This window comes from Citrobacter sp. Cy070 (assembly GCF_030332245.1).
Taxonomy (GTDB): domain Bacteria; phylum Pseudomonadota; class Gammaproteobacteria; order Enterobacterales; family Enterobacteriaceae; genus Citrobacter; species Citrobacter youngae.
In genome coordinates, this window is the sequence record NZ_JAOWIG010000038.1 from 70,754 (window position 1) to 89,180 (window position 18,427).

The window sequence follows — 18,427 nt, forward strand, 5'->3', positions numbered from 1 at the left end:
ACAACAGAGAATCGATGCCCTGAGAATGTTATGGACTACTTCACCCTCTTTGGCTTACCGGCCCGTTATCAGCTCGATACTCAGGCGCTGAGCCTACGTTTTCAGGATCTACAACGTCAGTATCATCCTGATAAATTCGCCAGCGGTTCCCAGGCGGAACAACTTGCTGCGGTTTCGCAGTCCGCCACTATCAACCAGGCCTGGCAAACGCTGCGTCATCCTTTGATGCGCGCTGAATACTTATTGTCTTTACACGGCTTTGATATCCGCAGCGAGCAGCATACGGTGCGCGATACCGCGTTTCTGATGGAACAGCTGGAGCTGCGCGAAGAGCTGGACGAAATTGAACAGGCAAAAGACAGTCAACGTTTAGATGCGTTTATGCAACGCGTCAGCGAAATGTATAACGTTCGTCATCAACTGATGGTGGAACAGCTGGATAGCGAGACGTGGGACGCAGCGGCAGATACCGTGCGTAAGCTGCGTTTTCTCGATAAACTGCGAAGCAGTGCAGAACAACTCGAAGAAAAACTGCTCGATTTTTAATTTCCGGAAGCGAAAATGGCCTTATTACAAATTAGTGAGCCTGGTCTGAGCGCCGCGCCGCACCAGCGTCGTCTGGCGGTAGGTATCGATTTAGGCACCACCAACTCCCTGGTTGCGACCGTACGCAGCGGCCAGGCCGAAACGCTGGCAGACCATGAAGGTCGCCACCTGTTGCCGTCAGTGGTTCACTATCAGCAGCAGGGCTACTCTGTTGGTTACGATGCCCGCGCCAATGCCGCGCTGGATACGGCAAACACCGTCAGTTCGGTAAAACGCATGATGGGCCGCTCTCTGGCAGATATCCAGGCGCGTTACCCGCATCTGCCATATACGTTCCAGGCAAGCGAAAACGGCTTGCCGATGATTGAAACCGCTGCCGGATTGCTTAATCCGGTGCGCGTCTCCGCGGATATTCTGAAAGCGCTGGCCGCGCGGGCAACCGAATCACTGTCCGGCGAACTGGACGGCGTGGTGATCACCGTTCCGGCTTACTTTGACGATGCACAGCGTCAGGGGACCAAAGACGCCGCGCGTCTGGCGGGCCTGCACGTATTACGTCTGCTGAACGAACCGACCGCAGCAGCGATTGCCTATGGTCTGGACTCCGGTCAGGAAGGTGTGATCGCCGTCTACGACCTTGGCGGCGGTACTTTTGATATTTCTATTCTGCGCCTGAGTCGCGGCGTATTCGAAGTGCTGGCGACCGGCGGTGATTCCGCGCTCGGCGGCGACGACTTTGACCATCTGCTGGCGGATTACATTCGCGAGCAGGCGGGCGTGGCCGATCGCAGCGATAACCGCGTACAGCGCGAACTGCTGGATGCCGCTATTGCCGCGAAAATCGCGCTCAGCGATGCCGATTCTGTGACGGTTAATGTGGCGGGATGGCAGGGTGAAATAACCCGTGAAATCTTTAATGAACTCATTTCCGCACTGGTCAAGCGTACGCTGCTGGCCTGCCGTCGCGCGCTGAAAGATGCGGGCGTGGAGCCGCAAGATGTGCTGGAAGTGGTGATGGTCGGTGGTTCAACGCGCGTGCCATTGGTGCGTGAACGCGTCGGTGAATTTTTTGGCCGTACGCCGCTGACTTCTATCGACCCGGACAAAGTGGTCGCCATTGGTGCGGCAATTCAGGCGGATATTCTGGTCGGGAACAAACCAGACAGCGAAATGCTGCTGTTGGACGTTATCCCGCTGTCGCTCGGTCTTGAAACTATGGGCGGTCTGGTGGAGAAAGTGATCCCACGTAACACCACTATCCCGGTGGCGCGCGCGCAGGATTTCACCACCTTTAAAGATGGCCAAACCGCGATGTCCATTCACGTGATGCAAGGCGAGCGTGAGCTGGTGCAGGACTGCCGTTCACTGGCGCGTTTTGCGCTGCGCGGCATCCCGGCATTGCCAGCTGGCGGCGCACACATCCGCGTGACCTTCCAGGTGGACGCCGATGGTCTGCTGAGCGTCACCGCCATGGAAAAATCTACCGGCGTTGAGTCCTCAATTCAGGTTAAACCGTCCTACGGTCTGACCGACAGTGAAATCGCCTCCATGATTCAGGATTCGATGAGTTTTGCCGAGCAGGACGTTAAAGCCCGTTGGCTTGCAGAACAGAAAGTCGAAGCGGCACGCGTACTGGAAAGTTTATCCGGTGCGCTGAACGCTGATGCCGCGCTGTTAAGCGCCGCAGAACGTCAGGCTATCGACACCGCCGCCGCGCACTTGAGCGAGGTTGCACAGGGTGACGATGTTGACGCGATAGAACAAGCCATTAAAAACGTAGACAAACAAACCCAGGAATTCGCTGCTCGCCGCATGGACAAATCCGTCCGTAGCGCGCTGAAAGGCCATTCCGTGGACGAGGTTTAATATGCCAAAGATTGTTATTTTGCCTCATCAGGATCTCTGTCCCGATGGCGCAGTTCTGGAAGCTGAGACCGGCGAAACCATTCTTGATGTTGCCCTGCGTAACGGTATCGAGATTGAACACGCCTGTGAAAAATCCTGTGCCTGCACAACCTGCCACTGCATCGTACGTGAAGGTTTTGATTCTTTGCCGGAAAGCACAGAAGAAGAAGACGACATGCTGGATAAAGCCTGGGGACTGGAGCCGGAGAGCCGTTTAAGCTGTCAGGCACGTGTCACCGAGGACGATTTAGTGGTCGAAATCCCACGTTACACAATCAATCATGCACGTGAGCATTAACAGAGGGTAGTATGGGACTGAAGTGGACCGATAGCCGTGAAATCGGCGAAGCGCTGTACGACGCGTTCCCCGATCTCGACCCCAAGACCGTTCGTTTCACCGATCTGCACCAGTGGATCTGTGACCTGGAAGAGTTCGATGATGATCCACAGGCATCGAACGAAAAAATCCTTGAGGCCATTTTGCTGGTCTGGCTGGACGAAGCCGAATAAGTCAACGGGCTGCCCACGGGCGGCCCGTTTTCCTGTATGCGCGAAAATAAGGATAAATAAAATGACAGAAGCCATGAAAATTACGCTTTCCACGCAACCCGCCGATGCCCGCTGGGGTGAAAAGGCGACATACAGCATTAATAATGACGGTATTACCCTGCACCTGAACGGGAAAGATGACCTCGGCCTTATCCAGCGCGCCGCCCGTAAAATTGACGGCCTGGGTATTAAACATGTCCAACTGGACGGTGAAGGCTGGGATACCGAACGTAGCTGGGCGTTCTGGCAGGGCTACAAAGGACCAAAAGGCACCCGCAAAGTTGAGTGGGCCGCTCTGGATGAGGCGCAGCGCAAAGAGCTGGATAACCGCCTGAAAATTATTGACTGGGTGCGCGATACCATTAACGCCCCGGCAGAAGAGCTGGGCCCGGAACAGCTGGCGCAACGCGCAGTAGACCTGCTGTGCTCTGTTGCCTGCGATAACGTCTCTTACCGGATCACTAAAGGCGAAGATCTGCGCGAGCAGAACTACATGGGATTGCATACCGTAGGTCGTGGCTCTGAACGTCCTCCGGTACTGCTGGCGCTGGATTACAATCCAACTGGCGATAAAGAAGCGCCGGTTTATGCCTGTCTGGTTGGCAAGGGAATTACCTTTGATTCCGGCGGATACAGCATCAAGCAAAGCGCATTTATGGACTCGATGAAGTCTGATATGGGCGGTGCGGCCACGGTGACCGGCGCGCTGGCGTTCGCCATCACCCGTGGTCTGAACAAGCGCGTTAAGCTGTATCTGTGCTGCGCGGATAACCTGATCAGCGGCAACGCCTTTAAGCTCGGTGATATTATTCACTATCGCAACGGTAAAAAAGTTGAAGTGATGAATACCGATGCCGAAGGACGTCTGGTACTGGCCGATGGCCTGATTGACGCCAGCGCGCAAAAACCAGAATTGATCATTGATGCTGCCACGTTGACTGGCGCGGCGAAAACGGCACTGGGCAACGATTACCACGCGCTGTTTAGCTTTGATGACCAACTGGCTACCCGTCTGCTGGCAAGTGCGGCGCAAGAAAACGAGCCGTTCTGGCGTCTGCCGCTGGCAGAGTTCCACCGTAGCCAGCTGCCGTCTAACTTTGCCGAGCTGAATAATACCGGCAGCGCGGCTTATCCGGCGGGTGCCAGCACTGCGGCGGGCTTCCTGTCCCATTTCGTGGAAAACTATCAGCAGGGCTGGCTGCACATCGACTGCTCTGCAACCTATCGCAAAGCGCCGGTTGAGCAGTGGTCTGCGGGCGCAACCGGTCTGGGTGTGCGCACGATTGCCAACCTGCTGACCGCGTAATTTATGACTGTATGGCCGGATAGCGTTTCGCGCATTCGGCCTACACGTACTCATCCAATTTGTGGTTCTTATGTCTGAAACAAAAAACGAATTAGAAACCCTGCTGGAGCAAGCGGCGACAGAGCCTGCGCATCGTCCGGCATTTTTCCGTACTTTACTGGAGTCTACCGTCTGGGTGCCGGGTACTGCCGCAGAAGGCGAGGCGGTGGTTGAAGACAGCGCCCTCGATCTTCAGCACTGGGAAAAAGAAGACGGCACCACCGTGATCCCGTTCTTCACCTCCCTGGAAGCTCTGCAGCAGGCGGTTGAAGATGAGCTGGCATTTGTCGTCATGCCAGTGCGTACATTGTTTGAAATGACGCTCGGCGAAACGCTGTTTCTCAACGCGAAACTGCCGACCGGCAAAGAATTTATGCCGCGTGAAATCAGCCTGCTGATGGGGGAAGAGGGGAATCCGCTCAGCACTCAGGAAGTACTGGAAGGCGGTGAATCGCTGATCCTCTCTGAAGTCGCTGAACCTCCGGCGCAGATGATTGACTCGCTGACTACGCTGTTTAAAACCATTAAGCCGGTAAAACGCGCGTTTCTCTGCTCGATCAAAGAAAGTCCGGATGCCCAACCCAACCTGCTGATTGGCATTGAAGCCGATGGCGATATTGAAGAGATTATTCATGCCACGGGGAGTGTTGCAACGGATACGTTACCGGGTGATGAACCGATTGATATCTGCCAGGTGGTGAAAGGTGAGAAAGGGGTCAGCCACTTTATTACCGAACACATCGCGCCTTTCTACGAGCGCCGCTGGGGCGGCTTCCTGAGGGATTTCAAACAGAACAGGATTATCTGAGTAAAGGAAAGCCGCCCCGTAGGGCGGCTACCTGGCTTACTTGCCCTGGGCGCTGAGCGTCACGCGTGCAAAATTACCTGAGTAACTCTGGTCCCCGTGAAGACACAACGCGCCAGATACAACAAGCACGATACAGAAGTACCGTATTTTCATTGCGCGGTCCATGCGAAGACCGCATCACGACAGCACCACTGGCGATCATGCCGTGATAGCAAGCACTGAGGTGCGCCTGCGTATACGGCCATACAATGACCTTCCCTAAAGCCAGTGCCCGTTTGCGAGACAGCGGAAAGGGCCGCTCAGAATAATACATTAAATGTTGAATAGTTTCCCTGTTAATTAACTTGACTTTTATTCTCTTAAACCGGAATATTTAGCTCCTGAGGTGTGCCTGCGTTGCTATGGCAACACAGCCTGCTGGAAAGGCCGCGAACCGGACCAGCACAAAAAAACCGCTCATTTGAGCGGTTTTTTTGTGGACGAAAAAGATGAATAAATCAGGTTTTATTTAGCCTCAGATGGTTCTACCGGTAAATCGTTGCGAGCACCCCACTCGCTCCATGCGCCGTCATACAATGCGACGTTAGAAACGCCCAGCGTCGCAAGCGCCAGCACCACCACGGCCGCCGTTACGCCGGATCCGCAACTGGCGATTATCGGTCTGTCAAAGCTCACGCCGTGGCTGAAGAAAATAGCATCCAGCTCATCGGTGGTTTTCAGTTCGCCGTCACGAACCAACTCTGTCCACGGTACGTTCAGCGCACCGGGAACATGGCCGCGCTTGAGGCCTGGTCGGGGTTCGTCAACTTCTGCGTTAAAACGCGCAGCCGGGCGCGCATCGACAATCTGTGCGGTTTTTTCATGGCTGGCCAGCAGGACATCGGTCACCCGCACGACGGCCTCTGGCGTAAACACGGCGTCAAATTCACCTTCGGGCAAGTCAACATTTCCTGTCTGCAAGGGGAGCTCATCACGCTGCCAGCTCGCAAAACCGCCTGCCAAAATGGAGACATTTTCGACGCCAAATGTGCGCAGCATCCACCAGGCACGCGGGGCGGAAAACAGATTGCCATCGTCGTAGATGACCAGGTGTTTATCCTGATGTACGCCCAGCTCGCGCATGGCGACGGCGAAAGCCTCCGGACGTGGCAGCATATGCGGTAACGCAGAAGTATGGTCGGAGAGCGCTTCGATATCAAAAAAGACCGCACCAGGAATATGGCCGGCGCGATACTCCTCGCCAACATCGCGATCTTCCTGGCCTGGAGGTGCCATCCGGGCATCAAGAATTTGTATTTCCGGGTCGTCAATATGTTCGACAAGCCAGTCGGCAGCGACAAAGAAGGCGGTAGTCATAGGCATCTCCATTTTTACCAGGTTTCGGCAAATTGTCGGATGTTTGGTGCAAAGCGACAAGTAAAAGAGGCTGATTTGTCAGGTGGACCCACATTAATCACGAAAATTCAGACAACAACATCTTATTACTGACTTCCACCTGTTGAAATCTGACGCATAATAGTTGTTCTACGTTGCTAACGGGCCACTCAGGCCAGGGATGAAAAATGAAACATTTACGCGTAGTGGCCTGTATGCTGATGTTGGCGCTGGCGGGGTGCGATAATAACGATAAGCCGTCGACGACGGCAAAAAATGATACGCCCGCCCCACAGACCACACCGGTAAAAGATCCGGCGCAATTACAAAAGCTGATGCAGCAAAGCCAGGGCAAGCCGTTGACGCTGCTGGATGCCTCAGAAGTCCAGTTGGATGGTGCGGCGACGCTGGTGCTGACTTTTTCTATTCCTCTCGATCCTGAACAAGATTTTTCTCGCGTACTGCACGTTGTCGATAAAAAAAGCGGCAAAGTGGATGGGGCCTGGGAGTTGGCGCCAAACCTGAAAGAGCTACGCTTACGCCATCTCGAACCCAACCGCGAACTGGTGGTGACCATTGAGCGTGATTTGCTGGCGCTGAATAAAGCGACGTTCGCTATCGACTATGAAAAAAATATTACCACCCGCGACGTCCAGCCAAGCGTAGGCTTCGCCAGTCGCGGCTCGCTGCTGCCGGGAAAAGTGATTGAAGGGCTGCCAGTGATGGCCCTTAACGTCAACAGCGTGGATGTGAACTTCTTTCGCGTGAAGCCCGAGTCGCTCGGTGCATTTGTCAGCCAGTGGGAATATCGTAATTCGCTGTCAAACTGGGAGTCAGACAATCTGTTGAAAATGGCGGAACTGGTTTATACCGGGCGCTTTGACCTTAATCCTGCGCGCAATACCCGCGAGAAACTGCTGCTGCCGCTTAGCGATATTAAGCCGCTACAGCAGGCGGGCGTTTACATTGCGGTGATGAACCAGGCCGGGCAGTACAACTATAGCAATGCCGCCACGCTGTTCACGCTCAGCGATATTGGCGTGTCTGCGCACCGTTATCATAACCAGTTGGATGTCTTTACGCAGAGTCTGGAAAATGGCGCTGCGCAGCAGGGTATTGAGGTCACCTTACTCAATGAGAAAGGGCAGACGCTGGCGCAGGCGACCAGCGATGCGCAGGGACACGTGAAGCTCGAGACGGATAAAGATGCCGCCTTATTGTTGGCCCGCAAAGATGGGCAAACCACGCTGCTGGACCTGAAGCTCCCGGCGTTGGATCTGGCTGAATTTGATATTGCCGGTGCACCGGGATACAGCAAACAGTTCTTTATGTTCGGTCCTCGTGACCTCTACCGTCCTGGCGAAACGGTGATCCTCAACGGATTACTGCGTGACAGCGACGGCAAAACATTGCCCGACCAACCGGTGAAGCTGGAAGTCGTGAAACCCGACGGACAGGTATTACGCTCGGTAGTTAGCCAACCGGAAAACGGCCTGTACAGTTTTAGCTGGCCGCTGGACAGCAGCGCGCCAACCGGCATGTGGCATATTCGTGCCAATACTGGCGACAACCAGTCGCGGATGTGGGATTTCCACGTCGAAGATTTTATGCCGGAGCGGATGGCGCTTAACCTCGCCGCTAGTAAGATGCCGGTGGCGCCAACTGATGAAGTGAAGTTCTCGGTGGTGGGCTACTACCTGTACGGCGCGCCCGCCAACGGCAATGCGCTGCAAGGCCAGCTTTACCTGCGTCCATTGCGGGATGCGGTACAGGCGTTACCGGGCTTCCAGTTTGGGAATATCGCCGAAGAAAACCTTTCCCGCAGCCTCGATGAAGTTCAGCTCACGCTGGATGACCACGGTCGCGGCGAAGTGACCGCCAACAGCCAGTGGCAGGAGACGCATTCCCCGTTACAGGTCATTCTGCAAGCCAGCCTGCTGGAGTCGGGCGGTCGTCCGGTGACGCGTCGGGTTGAACAAGCCATCTGGCCTGCAGATACGCTGCCGGGCATTCGTCCGCAGTTTGCGGCGAAAGCCGTTTATGACTACCGCACCGATACCACCGTGAATCAGCCTATCGTTGATGAAAACAGCAACGCCGCTTTCGACATTGTGTATGCCGATGCGCAAGGCGAGAAAAAAGCGGTGTCCGGTTTGCAGGTGCGTTTGATCCGCGAGCGACGAGATTATTACTGGAACTGGTCTGAAGGCGAGGGCTGGCAATCACAGTTCGATCAAAAGGATCTGGTTGAAGGTGAGCAGACTCTGGATCTTAAGGCCGATGAAACCGGTAAAGTCAGCTTCCCGGTTGAGTGGGGCGCCTATCGTCTGGAAGTGAAAGCCCCTAATGATGCGGTGAGCAGCGTACGCTTCTGGGCCGGTTATAGCTGGCAGGATAATAGCGACGGCAGTGGGGCTGTGCGTCCCGATCGCGTGACGCTGAAACTGGACAAACCCAGCTATCGTCCCGGTGATACCATGAAGCTGCACGTTGCCGCTCCCGCTGCTGGCAAAGGTTATGCGATGGTGGAATCCAGCGAAGGCCCGCTGTGGTGGCAAGAAATAGACGTACCGGCGGATGGTCTCGATATCTCCATCCCAATCGATAAAACCTGGAATCGCCACGATTTGTATCTTAGTGCGCTGGTGGTTCGTCCTGGCGACAAGTCCCGTTCGGCAACGCCAAAACGTGCGGTCGGTTTACTGCATTTGCCGTTAGGTGACGAAAACCGTCGTCTGGCGCTGGCGCTGGAAAACCCGGCGAAAATACGTCCAAACCAGCCGTTGACCGTCAAGATTAAAGCCAGCGTCAAAAATGGCGACGTACCAAAACAGGTTAACGTGCTGGTCTCTGCCGTTGACAGCGGAGTGCTGAATATTACCGATTACGCCACGCCGGATCCGTGGCAGGCGTTTTTCGGGCAAAAACGCTATGGCGCGGATATTTATGATATTTACGGCCAGGTGATCGAAGGGCAAGGACGCCTGGCGGCGCTGCGTTTTGGTGGTGATGGCGATGAATTAAAACGCGGTGGTAAGCCACCGGTTAATCACGTCAATATCGTGGCGCAACAGGCGCTGCCGGTCACGCTTAATGAGCAGGGCGAAGGTACGGTGACGTTACCTATCGGTGATTTTAACGGCGAGCTGCGGGTGATGGCGCAAGCCTGGACGGCGGATGACTTTGGCAGCAGCGAAAGCAAGGTGATTGTTGCCGCGCCAGTAATTGCTGAACTGAATATGCCGCGTTTTCTGGCGGGAGGCGATACCTCGCGCCTGACGCTGGACGTGACTAACCTGACTGACAAACCGCAAACGCTGAATATTAAGCTCGCGGCCAATGGTTTACTGGAGCTGATGGGGCAAGATCCCGCGCCGGTAAATCTGGCGCCAGGCGTAAGGACTACGCTGTTTATTCCGGTGCGCGCGCGGGAGGGGTTTGGCGATGGCGAAATTCAGGCGCAGATTAGCGGTCTGACTTTACCGGGTGAAACGCTGCCTGTTCAGCATAAACAGTGGAAGATTGGCGTGCGTCCGGCGTTCCCGGCGCAAACCGTTAATAACGGTGTCGCACTTCAGCCGGGCGCAACCTGGCAGCTTCCGGGCGAAGAACTGACCAATTTCTCCCCTGTGACGATGCAGGGGCAACTGCTGTTCAGCGGTAAGCCGCCGCTAAATCTGGCGCGCTATATCCGCGAACTGAAAGCTTACCCCTACGGTTGTCTGGAGCAAACGGCGAGCGGGTTGTTCCCATCCTTATACACCAACGCTGCGCAATTGAAGGCGTTAGGTATTGTAGGCGACAGCGATGAAAAACGTCGCGCGGCAGTCGATATTGGGATTTCCCGTTTAGTGCAGATGCAGCGTGATAACGGCGGTTTCGCGCTGTGGGATAAAAACGGGTCGGAAGAGTACTGGCTGACCGCGTATGTCATGGATTTCCTCGTCCGGGCAAATGAACAGGGCTACAGTGTCCCGGTAGAGGTGATTAACCGGGGCAACGAGCGGCTACTGCGCTATTTGCAGGATCCGGGCATGATGTCGATTCGCTATACCGACGACGCATCCGCGAGCCGCTTTGCCGTCCAGGCTTACGCCGCGTTGGTTCTGGCGCATCAGCAAAAAGCTCCGCTCGGCGCATTGCGTGAGATCTGGGAGCGTCGTGCGCAAGCAGCCTCTGGTTTACCGCTGTTACAACTGGGGATCGCGCTGAAAAACATGGGCGATGCTAACCGCAGTGAACAAGCGTTAACGCTGGCGTTGAATACGCCACGCCGCGATGCGCAGCAGTGGATGGCGGATTACGGCAGTCAGTTGCGCGACAACGCGCTGATGCTGGCCTTGCTGGAAGAAAACAAACTTAAACCTGAAGTACAGAATACGCTGCTGAACACCTTGTCAGAACAGGCCTTTGGACAGCGCTGGCTCTCTACTCAGGAAAATAATGCGCTGTTCCTTGCCGCGCGTACGTTACAGGACTTGCCTGGCTCGTGGCAGGCGCAAACGTCATTCTCTGAACAACCGTTAGCCGCAGAGAAATCACAGACACGTAATCTGGATGCCGACGCGCTGTCTACGCTGAGCGTGACCAATACCGGTAATCTGCCGCTGTGGCTGCGTCTGGATGTGAGCGGTTACCCGCAAACCTCGCCAACGCCTGTCAGCAACGTTCTGCATATTGAGCGTCAGATCCTGGGGCTCGACGGGAACAGCAAATCGCTGGATTCTCTGCGCAGCGGCGAACTGGTGCTGGTCTGGCTGGAGGTGAAAGCCAGCCAGAACGTACCGGATGCGTTGGTGGTCGACTTACTGCCAGCGGGCCTGGAACTGGAAAACCAGAATCTGGCCAACGGCAGCGCCAGCCTGCAGGACAGCGGCAGCGAAGTGGCGAATCTGCTCAATCAGATGCAGCAGGCGGATATCCAGCACGTTGAGTTCCGTGACGATCGCTTTGTCGCCGCAGTGGCGGTCAACGAAGGACAGCCGGTGACGCTGGTGTATCTGGCGCGGGCGGTAACGCCGGGGACCTATCAGGTTCCTGTGCCGCAGGTGGAGTCCATGTACGTTCCGCAGTGGCGCGCGACCGGTGCGACAGAGGGACTGTTGATTGTCAGACCGTAAATGATGCGCGGGTTGGGTAAACGCGGCTGCTGGCTCTGGCTGGCAGCCGTTGCACTACTGCTTGCGGCGGCGGTTTGGGTGGCAGATAAAATCTGGCCGCTGCCGCTTCACGAAGTCGATCCGGCGCGTGTCGTGGTGGCCTATGATGGTACGCCGCTCTGGCGCTTCGCCGATGCGGATGGTATCTGGCGGTATCCGGTAACGATTGATGAGGTGTCGCCCCGCTACCTTGAGGCGTTAATTAACTACGAAGACCGCTGGTTCTGGAAACATCCTGGTGTTAATCCTTTTTCAGTACTGCGCGCGGCATGGCAAGACCTCTCCTCTGGGCGTGTGGTTTCGGGCGGCAGTACGCTCACCATGCAGGTCGCACGATTACTCGATCCCCATCCGCGAACCTTCGGCGGCAAGTTTCGCCAGCTCTGGCGCGCATTGCAGCTGGAATGGCATCTCTCCAAACGCGACATCCTGACACTGTATCTCAACCGTGCGCCGTTCGGCGGTACGCTGCAGGGCGTGGGGGCGGCAAGCTGGGCTTATCTTGGTAAATCACCCGCGCAATTGAGTTATTCCGATGCCGCGCTGCTGGCCGTGCTGCCGCAGGCACCGAGCCGCCTGCGCCCGGATCGCTGGCCGGACCGCGCTGAAGCGGCGCGTAATAAAGTGCTCGAACGTATGGCGACCCAGGGCATTTGGCCTGCCAGACAGGTGCAGGAGTCGCGTGAAGAACCGGTCTGGCTGGCGCCCCGGCAAATGCCGCAGTTAGCACCGTTATTCTCGCGCATGATGCTGGGAAAAAGCCGAAGCGATAAAATCGTGACTACCCTTGATGCCGGATTGCAGCGTCAACTGGAAGAGCTGGCGCAAAACTGGAAAGGGCGCTTACCTGCGCGCAGTTCGCTGGCGATGATTGTGGTCGATCACACCGATATGAGCGTGCGTGGCTGGGTCGGCTCGGTAGATATGAATGACGACTCCCGTTTTGGTCATGTGGATATGGTGAATGCGATCCGTTCGCCGGGCTCGGTGCTAAAGCCGTTTGTTTATGGTCTCGCGCTGGATGACGGACTCATTCATCCGGCTTCATTGTTGCAGGATGTACCGCGTCGAACCGGGGATTATCGACCAGGGAATTTTGACAGCGGTTTTCATGGCCCGGTGAGCATGAGCGAAGCGCTGGTGCGCTCGCTGAATTTACCCGCCGTGCAGGTACTCGAAGTCTATGGCCCGAAGCGTTTTGCCGCATCGTTACGTAACGTCGGCTTACCGCTGTATCTTCCCGCAGGGGCCGCACCGAATCTGTCGCTGATTTTGGGCGGTGCGGGGGCAAGGCTTGAGGATATGGCGGCGGCGTACAGCGCCTTTGCCCGCCAGGGGAAAGCGGGAAAACTGCGTCTGCAGCCAGACGATCCACTGCTGGAACGTCCGTTGATGTCGGCCGGCGCGGCGTGGATTATTCGCCGCATTATGGCTGACGAAGCGCAACCGCTGCCGGATAACGCGCTGAGCCGCGTGGTGCCGTTGGCGTGGAAAACGGGAACCAGCTATGGCTATCGCGATGCGTGGGCGATTGGTGTTAACGCCCGTTATGTGATTGGCATCTGGACCGGCAGGCCAGACGGTACGCCGGTGGTGGGACAGTTTGGTTTTGCCAGCGCCGTGCCGTTGCTCAATCAGGTCAACAATCTTTTGCTCTCTCGCGGGACAAATCAGCCGGAAGATCCACGCCCTGAATCCGTGAGTCGCGGTGTGGTGTGCTGGCCGGGCGGGCAATCTCTTGCCCCCAGTGACAGCAACTGCCGTCGCCGTCTGGCAACCTGGTTACTGGATGGCAGTCAGCCGCCAACGTTATTATTGCCCGAGCAGGAAGGGGTTAATGGAATTCGTTTTCCTGTCTGGCTGGATGATGAAGGCAAGCGTGTGGCGGCGGATTGCCCCCAGGCGCACGAGCAAACGTTAATCGTCTGGCCTTTGCCGCTGGAGCCATGGTTACCGGAGTCAGAGCGCCGTGGGGCAAGGCTACCGCCGGTTTCTGTCACGTGTCCGCCGCTGGGACAGGATGCTTCCCTGCCGTTGCAGTTGACAGGCGTTCGCGATGGCGCGATTGTGAGACGTTTACCCGGTTCTGCTCAAGCCTCATTGCCGGTGCAAACCAGCGGTGGGAGCGGTGAACGCTGGTGGTTTCTTAACGGTGAAAGGCTGGATGAACGCGGACGTCGTCTTACGCTACGGCTGGCGACTAAAGGGGATTATCAACTGCTGGTGATGGATGACGCCGGACAGGTGGCGGCGGTGAGATTTTCGTTGCAGTAGACCAGTTGGTCACTGTTTGTTGCTAAAATTCATCTTATTTTAAAGAAATGTTATCTTCGTCAATAGTCAATTGCCGGGATGCTCTTTATAATCCGCGCCAGGTAAACCACAACAAAACATCTTTTTCAGAGGTAATCATGGCTATTGAACGTACTTTTTCCATCATCAAACCAAACGCGGTGGCAAAAAACGTTATTGGGAGCATCTTTGCGCGCTTTGAAGCAGCAGGGTTCAAAATTGTCGGCACTAAAATGCTGCACCTGACCGTTGAGCAGGCACGCGGCTTCTACGCCGAGCATGATGGCAAGCCGTTCTTTGACGGTCTGGTTGAATTCATGACCTCTGGTCCGATCGTTGTTTCTGTGCTGGAAAGCGAAAATGCCGTACAGCGCCACCGCGATCTGCTGGGTGCAACCAACCCGGCAAATGCGCTGGCAGGTACGCTGCGCGCAGATTACGCTGACAGTTTTACTGAGAACGGCACCCATGGTTCTGACTCCGTTGAATCTGCGGCGCGTGAAATCGCCTATTTCTTTGGGGAAGGCGAGGTTTGCCCTCGTACTCGCTAATCTCCCGCGTCTTTCACGTTGCAGATGCGTTGGCTGCATTCGTTTACCCCGGTCACATAGTTTTCTATGCTCCCGGGGATGCTCGAACTTGCCGCCTTCCTGCGACGCGAAATCCTTTGGAGATGAATTAGCGATTTACATATTATTTTCGCTAATGCTTCGTGCAAACGTGGCATCCCTGCGCCAGACTTTGTACAATGCAACGCCCCGGAAGAGCAGATCGCTTGCCGGGGCGTTTCTTTTTAACCCTCCACGGGCCACAACGTGTAACAACGAGGCCGGAAAAAATTATGTCTGAATTAGTTAACACCTCTGAAGTCGTCATTCCTGCGGTTCCAAATAAAAATGGAAAAATTAACCTGCTGGATCTGAACCGTCAGCAAATGCGCGAATTCTTCAAAGAGATGGGCGAAAAACCGTTTCGTGCCGATCAGGTCATGAAGTGGATGTACCACTATTGCAGCGACAACTTTGATGACATGACTGACATCAATAAGGTGCTGCGTAACAAGCTGAAAGAAGTGGCTGAAATTCGCGCCCCGGAAGTGGTGGAAGAGCAGCGCTCCTCTGACGGTACGATCAAATGGGCCATCGCGGTTGGCGATCAGCGCGTAGAAACCGTGTATATCCCGGAAGACGATCGCGCCACCCTGTGTGTTTCTTCACAGGTCGGTTGCGCATTAGAGTGTAAATTCTGCTCTACGGCGCAGCAGGGCTTTAACCGTAACCTGCGAGTGTCGGAGATCATTGGTCAGGTCTGGCGTGCGGCGAAAATCGTCGGCGCGGTGAAAGCAACGGGCGTGCGTCCTATCACCAACGTGGTGATGATGGGGATGGGCGAGCCGCTGCTTAACCTGACCAACGTCGTTCCGGCGATGGAAATCATGCTGGACGACTTTGGTTTTGGGCTGTCCAAGCGTCGCGTTACGCTGTCCACTTCGGGCGTTGTCCCTGCGCTGGATAAACTGGGCGATATGATCGACGTCGCGCTGGCGATTTCTTTGCATGCGCCAAATGATGAAATTCGTGACGAAATTGTACCTATCAACAAAAAGTACAATATCGAAACGTTCCTCGGGGCTGTGCGCCGTTATCTGGAGAAATCCAATGCGAATCAGGGTCGTGTAACCATTGAATATGTGATGTTAGATCACATCAATGACGGCACTGAACACGCGCATCAGTTGGCCGAGCTGCTGAAAGATACGCCGTGTAAGATCAACCTGATCCCGTGGAACCCGTTCCCGGGCGCGCCGTATGGCCGCAGTTCCAACAGCCGTATCGATCGTTTCTCCAAAGTGTTGATGAGCTATGGTTTCACCACCATCGTGCGTAAAACACGAGGCGATGACATCGATGCAGCCTGCGGTCAGCTGGCGGGCGACGTTATTGACCGTACCAAGCGTACTCTGCGTAAGCGTATGCAGGGTGATGCTATCGACATCAAGACCGTTTGATGTTGAGTGCACTACGGTATAATTAATGTACCGTAGTGCAACGTAAACCAGATGAGGTTCTTTGTTGTTGTCGTCAGGTCAATAATAACGGTGCGTTTTTGTCGACTTTAAGGCAGTATGTAACGGCGCAACAAGCGTTTAGCCCTCAGGTTTACGCTGTTTTGTCATTGATGGTCTGACGGTTTTATACTGTCTGACAAAGGTTAACTGACCAGATGTTTCGCGGTGTGGGTGAGCATTGTGGCTCGCCGGCATCAGAACCCAAATATTACGCAGCTGTAGCGAATGAATACTGAAGCCACGCACGACAAAAATGAAGCACTCTCCACCGGCGTTCGTCTGCGCAATGCCCGTGAACAACTCGGATTCAGCCAACAGGTGGTCGCGGAACGACTCTGCCTGAAGGTTTCCACGGTACGCGATATTGAAGAAGATAAGGCACCAGCCGATCTCGCTTCAACATTCCTGCGCGGGTATATCCGTTCTTATGCGCGTCTGGTGCATATTCCTGAAGAAGAACTGTTGCCAGGGCTGGAAAAACAGGCTCCGATTCGTCCTGCCAACGTCGCACCGATGCAAAGTTTTTCGCTCGGTAAGCGTCGTAAGAAACGCGACGGCTGGCTAATGACCTTTACCTGGCTGGTACTGTTTGTCGTTGTCGGACTGACCGGTGCCTGGTGGTGGCAGAACCATAAAGCGCAGCAGGAAGAGATCACCACCATGGCCGATCAATCCACTGCTGAGCTGAATGCTGGTAAAGATAACGCACAGAGTGTGCCGCTGGATACCAGCGCCTCTGCAAGCCAGGACAGTACACCGGCTCCGGATGATGCCGCTCAAACGCCGGATACCGCAGCGACTCCGGCTCCTGGCGCAGATCAAAACGCCGTTGTGGCTCCGTCTCAGGCCAATGTTGATACTGCAGCGACCACACCCACTGCACCGGCGACAGCGGCACCGCTGCCGACTGACCAGGCTGGCGTCACTACACCGGCTGGCGATCCTAACGCGCTGGTGATGAATTTCACCGCTGATTGCTGGCTGGAAGTGACCGACGCAACCGGTAAAAAACTGTTCAGCGGCATGCAGCGTAAAGATGGCAATCTGAATCTGGTCGGTCAGGCGCCATATAAACTGAAAATTGGCGCTCCGGCGGCAGTGCAGATTCAGTTCCAGGGTAAACCTGTCGATCTGAGTCGTTTTATCAGAACTAACCAGGTTGCGCGTCTGACCGTTAATGCCGAACAATCACCGGCTCAGTAACAGACGGCAATGCGGGAGATTTTTTAATGCATAACCAGGCTCCAATTCAACGTAGAAAATCGACACGCATTTACGTTGGGAACGTGCCGATCGGCGATGGCGCGCCCATCGCCGTACAGTCGATGACCAATACGCGTACCACGGATGTGGAAGCGACGGTTAATCAGATTAAAGCGCTGGAACGCGTAGGCGCAGACATTGTTCGTGTCTCTGTACCGACAATGGATGCCGCAGAAGCGTTCAAGCTTATCAAACAGCAGGTTAACGTCCCGCTGGTTGCCGATATTCACTTCGACTATCGTATCGCGCTGAAGGTGGCGGAATACGGCGTTGATTGCCTGCGTATTAACCCAGGTAATATCGGCAGTGAAGAGCGTATTCGCATGGTGGTGGATTGCGCTCGTGATAAAAATATTCCTATCCGTATCGGCGTCAACGCCGGATCGCTGGAAAAAGATCTGCAGGAAAAATACGGTGAACCGACGCCGCAGGCGCTGCTGGAATCCGCTATGCGCCACGTGGATCACCTCGATCGTCTGAACTTCGATCAATTCAAAGTTAGTGTTAAAGCGTCTGACGTTTTCCTTGCCGTAGAATCCTATCGCCTGCTGGCGAAACAGATCGATCAACCGCTGCATCTGGGGATCACCGAAGCTGGTGGCCTGCGTAGTGGTTCGGTGAAGTCCGCGATCGGCCTTGGCCTGCTGTTATCTGAAGGGATCGGCGATACGCTGCGTGTTTCTCTGGCGGCCGATCCGGTGGAAGAGATCAAAGTTGGTTTCGATATCCTGAAATCGCTGCGCATTCGCGCGCGCGGGATCAACTTCATCGCTTGCCCAACCTGTTCGCGTCAGGAGTTTGACGTTATCGGTACGGTTAACGCGCTGGAGCAACGCCTGGAAGATATCATTACGCCAATGGACGTTTCGATCATCGGCTGCGTAGTAAACGGCCCTGGTGAAGCGCTGGTTTCTACGCTGGGCGTGACGGGCGGTAACAAGAAAAGCGGCCTGTATGAAGACGGCGTGCGTAAGGACCGACTCGATAACGACGACATGATCACGCAGCTCGAAGCCCGTATTCGCGCCAAAGCGAGTATCCTCGACGAAGCGCGACGCATTGACGTGCAGCAGCTTGAAAAATAATAACGTGATGGGAAGCGGCGTGCTTCCCGTGTA

Annotated in this window: 14 protein-coding genes; 12 read left to right on the forward strand and 2 right to left on the reverse strand. The window is 55.3% G+C overall.

Annotation, left to right across the window (positions count from 1 at the left end):
- The first annotated feature begins 30 nt into the window (after positions 1 to 30).
- From hscB to sseB, 6 genes are all read left to right on the forward strand, one after another.
- A complete protein-coding gene (gene hscB / locus OGY19_RS03255) occupies positions 31 to 546 on the forward strand; it encodes a co-chaperone HscB (protein ID WP_003838436.1) in 516 nt (171 codons plus the stop codon).
- A gap of 15 nt (positions 547 to 561) precedes the next feature.
- Complete coding sequence (hscA, locus tag OGY19_RS03260) at positions 562 to 2,412, forward strand: Fe-S protein assembly chaperone HscA (protein ID WP_115601662.1); 1,851 nt, start codon at positions 562 to 564, stop codon at positions 2,410 to 2,412.
- Between the two features lies 1 nt (position 2,413).
- Positions 2,414 to 2,749: an ISC system 2Fe-2S type ferredoxin gene (gene fdx / locus OGY19_RS03265; protein ID WP_003037690.1), complete on the forward strand. Its 336-nt coding sequence runs from the start codon at positions 2,414 to 2,416 to the stop codon at positions 2,747 to 2,749.
- An 11-nt stretch (positions 2,750 to 2,760) separates the two neighbouring features.
- Entirely contained in the window at positions 2,761 to 2,961 is a 201-nt protein-coding gene (iscX, locus tag OGY19_RS03270; RefSeq protein WP_003037694.1) for a Fe-S cluster assembly protein IscX, read from the forward strand.
- 61 nt (positions 2,962 to 3,022) lie between these two features.
- Complete coding sequence (gene pepB / locus OGY19_RS03275) at positions 3,023 to 4,306, forward strand: aminopeptidase PepB (protein WP_061068340.1); 1,284 nt, start codon at positions 3,023 to 3,025, stop codon at positions 4,304 to 4,306.
- Between the two features lie 70 nt (positions 4,307 to 4,376).
- A complete protein-coding gene (gene sseB / locus OGY19_RS03280; protein ID WP_115601663.1) occupies positions 4,377 to 5,153 on the forward strand; it encodes an enhanced serine sensitivity protein SseB in 777 nt (258 codons plus the stop codon).
- 36 nt (positions 5,154 to 5,189) lie between these two features.
- On the opposite strand, the gene timP is transcribed toward sseB, so the two are convergent.
- Both timP and sseA read right to left on the reverse strand, forming a co-directional pair.
- Positions 5,190 to 5,318 carry a small toxic inner membrane protein TimP gene (gene timP / locus OGY19_RS03285; RefSeq protein WP_306308094.1) on the reverse strand — a complete coding sequence of 43 codons (129 nt, stop codon included), beginning with the start codon at positions 5,316 to 5,318 and terminating at the stop codon, positions 5,190 to 5,192.
- 339 nt (positions 5,319 to 5,657) lie between these two features.
- On the reverse strand, positions 5,658 to 6,509 hold the full coding sequence (gene sseA, locus OGY19_RS03290; RefSeq protein WP_115601664.1) for a 3-mercaptopyruvate sulfurtransferase: 852 nt from the start codon (positions 6,507 to 6,509) through the stop codon (positions 5,658 to 5,660).
- 206 nt (positions 6,510 to 6,715) lie between these two features.
- Here sseA and OGY19_RS03295 point away from each other — a divergent pair, with 206 nt between their 5' ends.
- The 6 genes from OGY19_RS03295 to ispG all read left to right on the forward strand — a co-directional run bounded on the left by OGY19_RS03295 (position 6,716) and on the right by ispG (position 18,394).
- A complete protein-coding gene (locus tag OGY19_RS03295) occupies positions 6,716 to 11,647 on the forward strand; it encodes an alpha-2-macroglobulin family protein (protein ID WP_286596227.1) in 4,932 nt (1,643 codons plus the stop codon).
- Entirely contained in the window at positions 11,648 to 13,960 is a 2,313-nt protein-coding gene (gene pbpC / locus OGY19_RS03300) for a peptidoglycan glycosyltransferase PbpC (protein ID WP_115601666.1), read from the forward strand.
- A gap of 137 nt (positions 13,961 to 14,097) precedes the next feature.
- Positions 14,098 to 14,529, forward strand: coding sequence for a nucleoside-diphosphate kinase (ndk, locus tag OGY19_RS03305; protein ID WP_003037710.1), 432 nt, complete (start codon positions 14,098 to 14,100; stop codon positions 14,527 to 14,529).
- A 290-nt stretch (positions 14,530 to 14,819) separates the two neighbouring features.
- On the forward strand, positions 14,820 to 15,986 hold the full coding sequence (rlmN, locus tag OGY19_RS03310) for a dual-specificity RNA methyltransferase RlmN (RefSeq protein WP_003037713.1): 1,167 nt from the start codon (positions 14,820 to 14,822) through the stop codon (positions 15,984 to 15,986).
- Between the two features lie 285 nt (positions 15,987 to 16,271).
- The gene (gene rodZ, locus OGY19_RS03315; RefSeq protein ID WP_115601667.1) at positions 16,272 to 17,249 is read left to right on the forward strand and encodes a cytoskeleton protein RodZ; all 978 of its coding nucleotides are present in this window, start codon (positions 16,272 to 16,274) and stop codon (positions 17,247 to 17,249) included.
- A gap of 26 nt (positions 17,250 to 17,275) precedes the next feature.
- Complete coding sequence (ispG, locus tag OGY19_RS03320) at positions 17,276 to 18,394, forward strand: flavodoxin-dependent (E)-4-hydroxy-3-methylbut-2-enyl-diphosphate synthase (protein WP_003037720.1); 1,119 nt, start codon at positions 17,276 to 17,278, stop codon at positions 18,392 to 18,394.
- Positions 18,395 to 18,427: the final 33 nt, after the last annotated feature.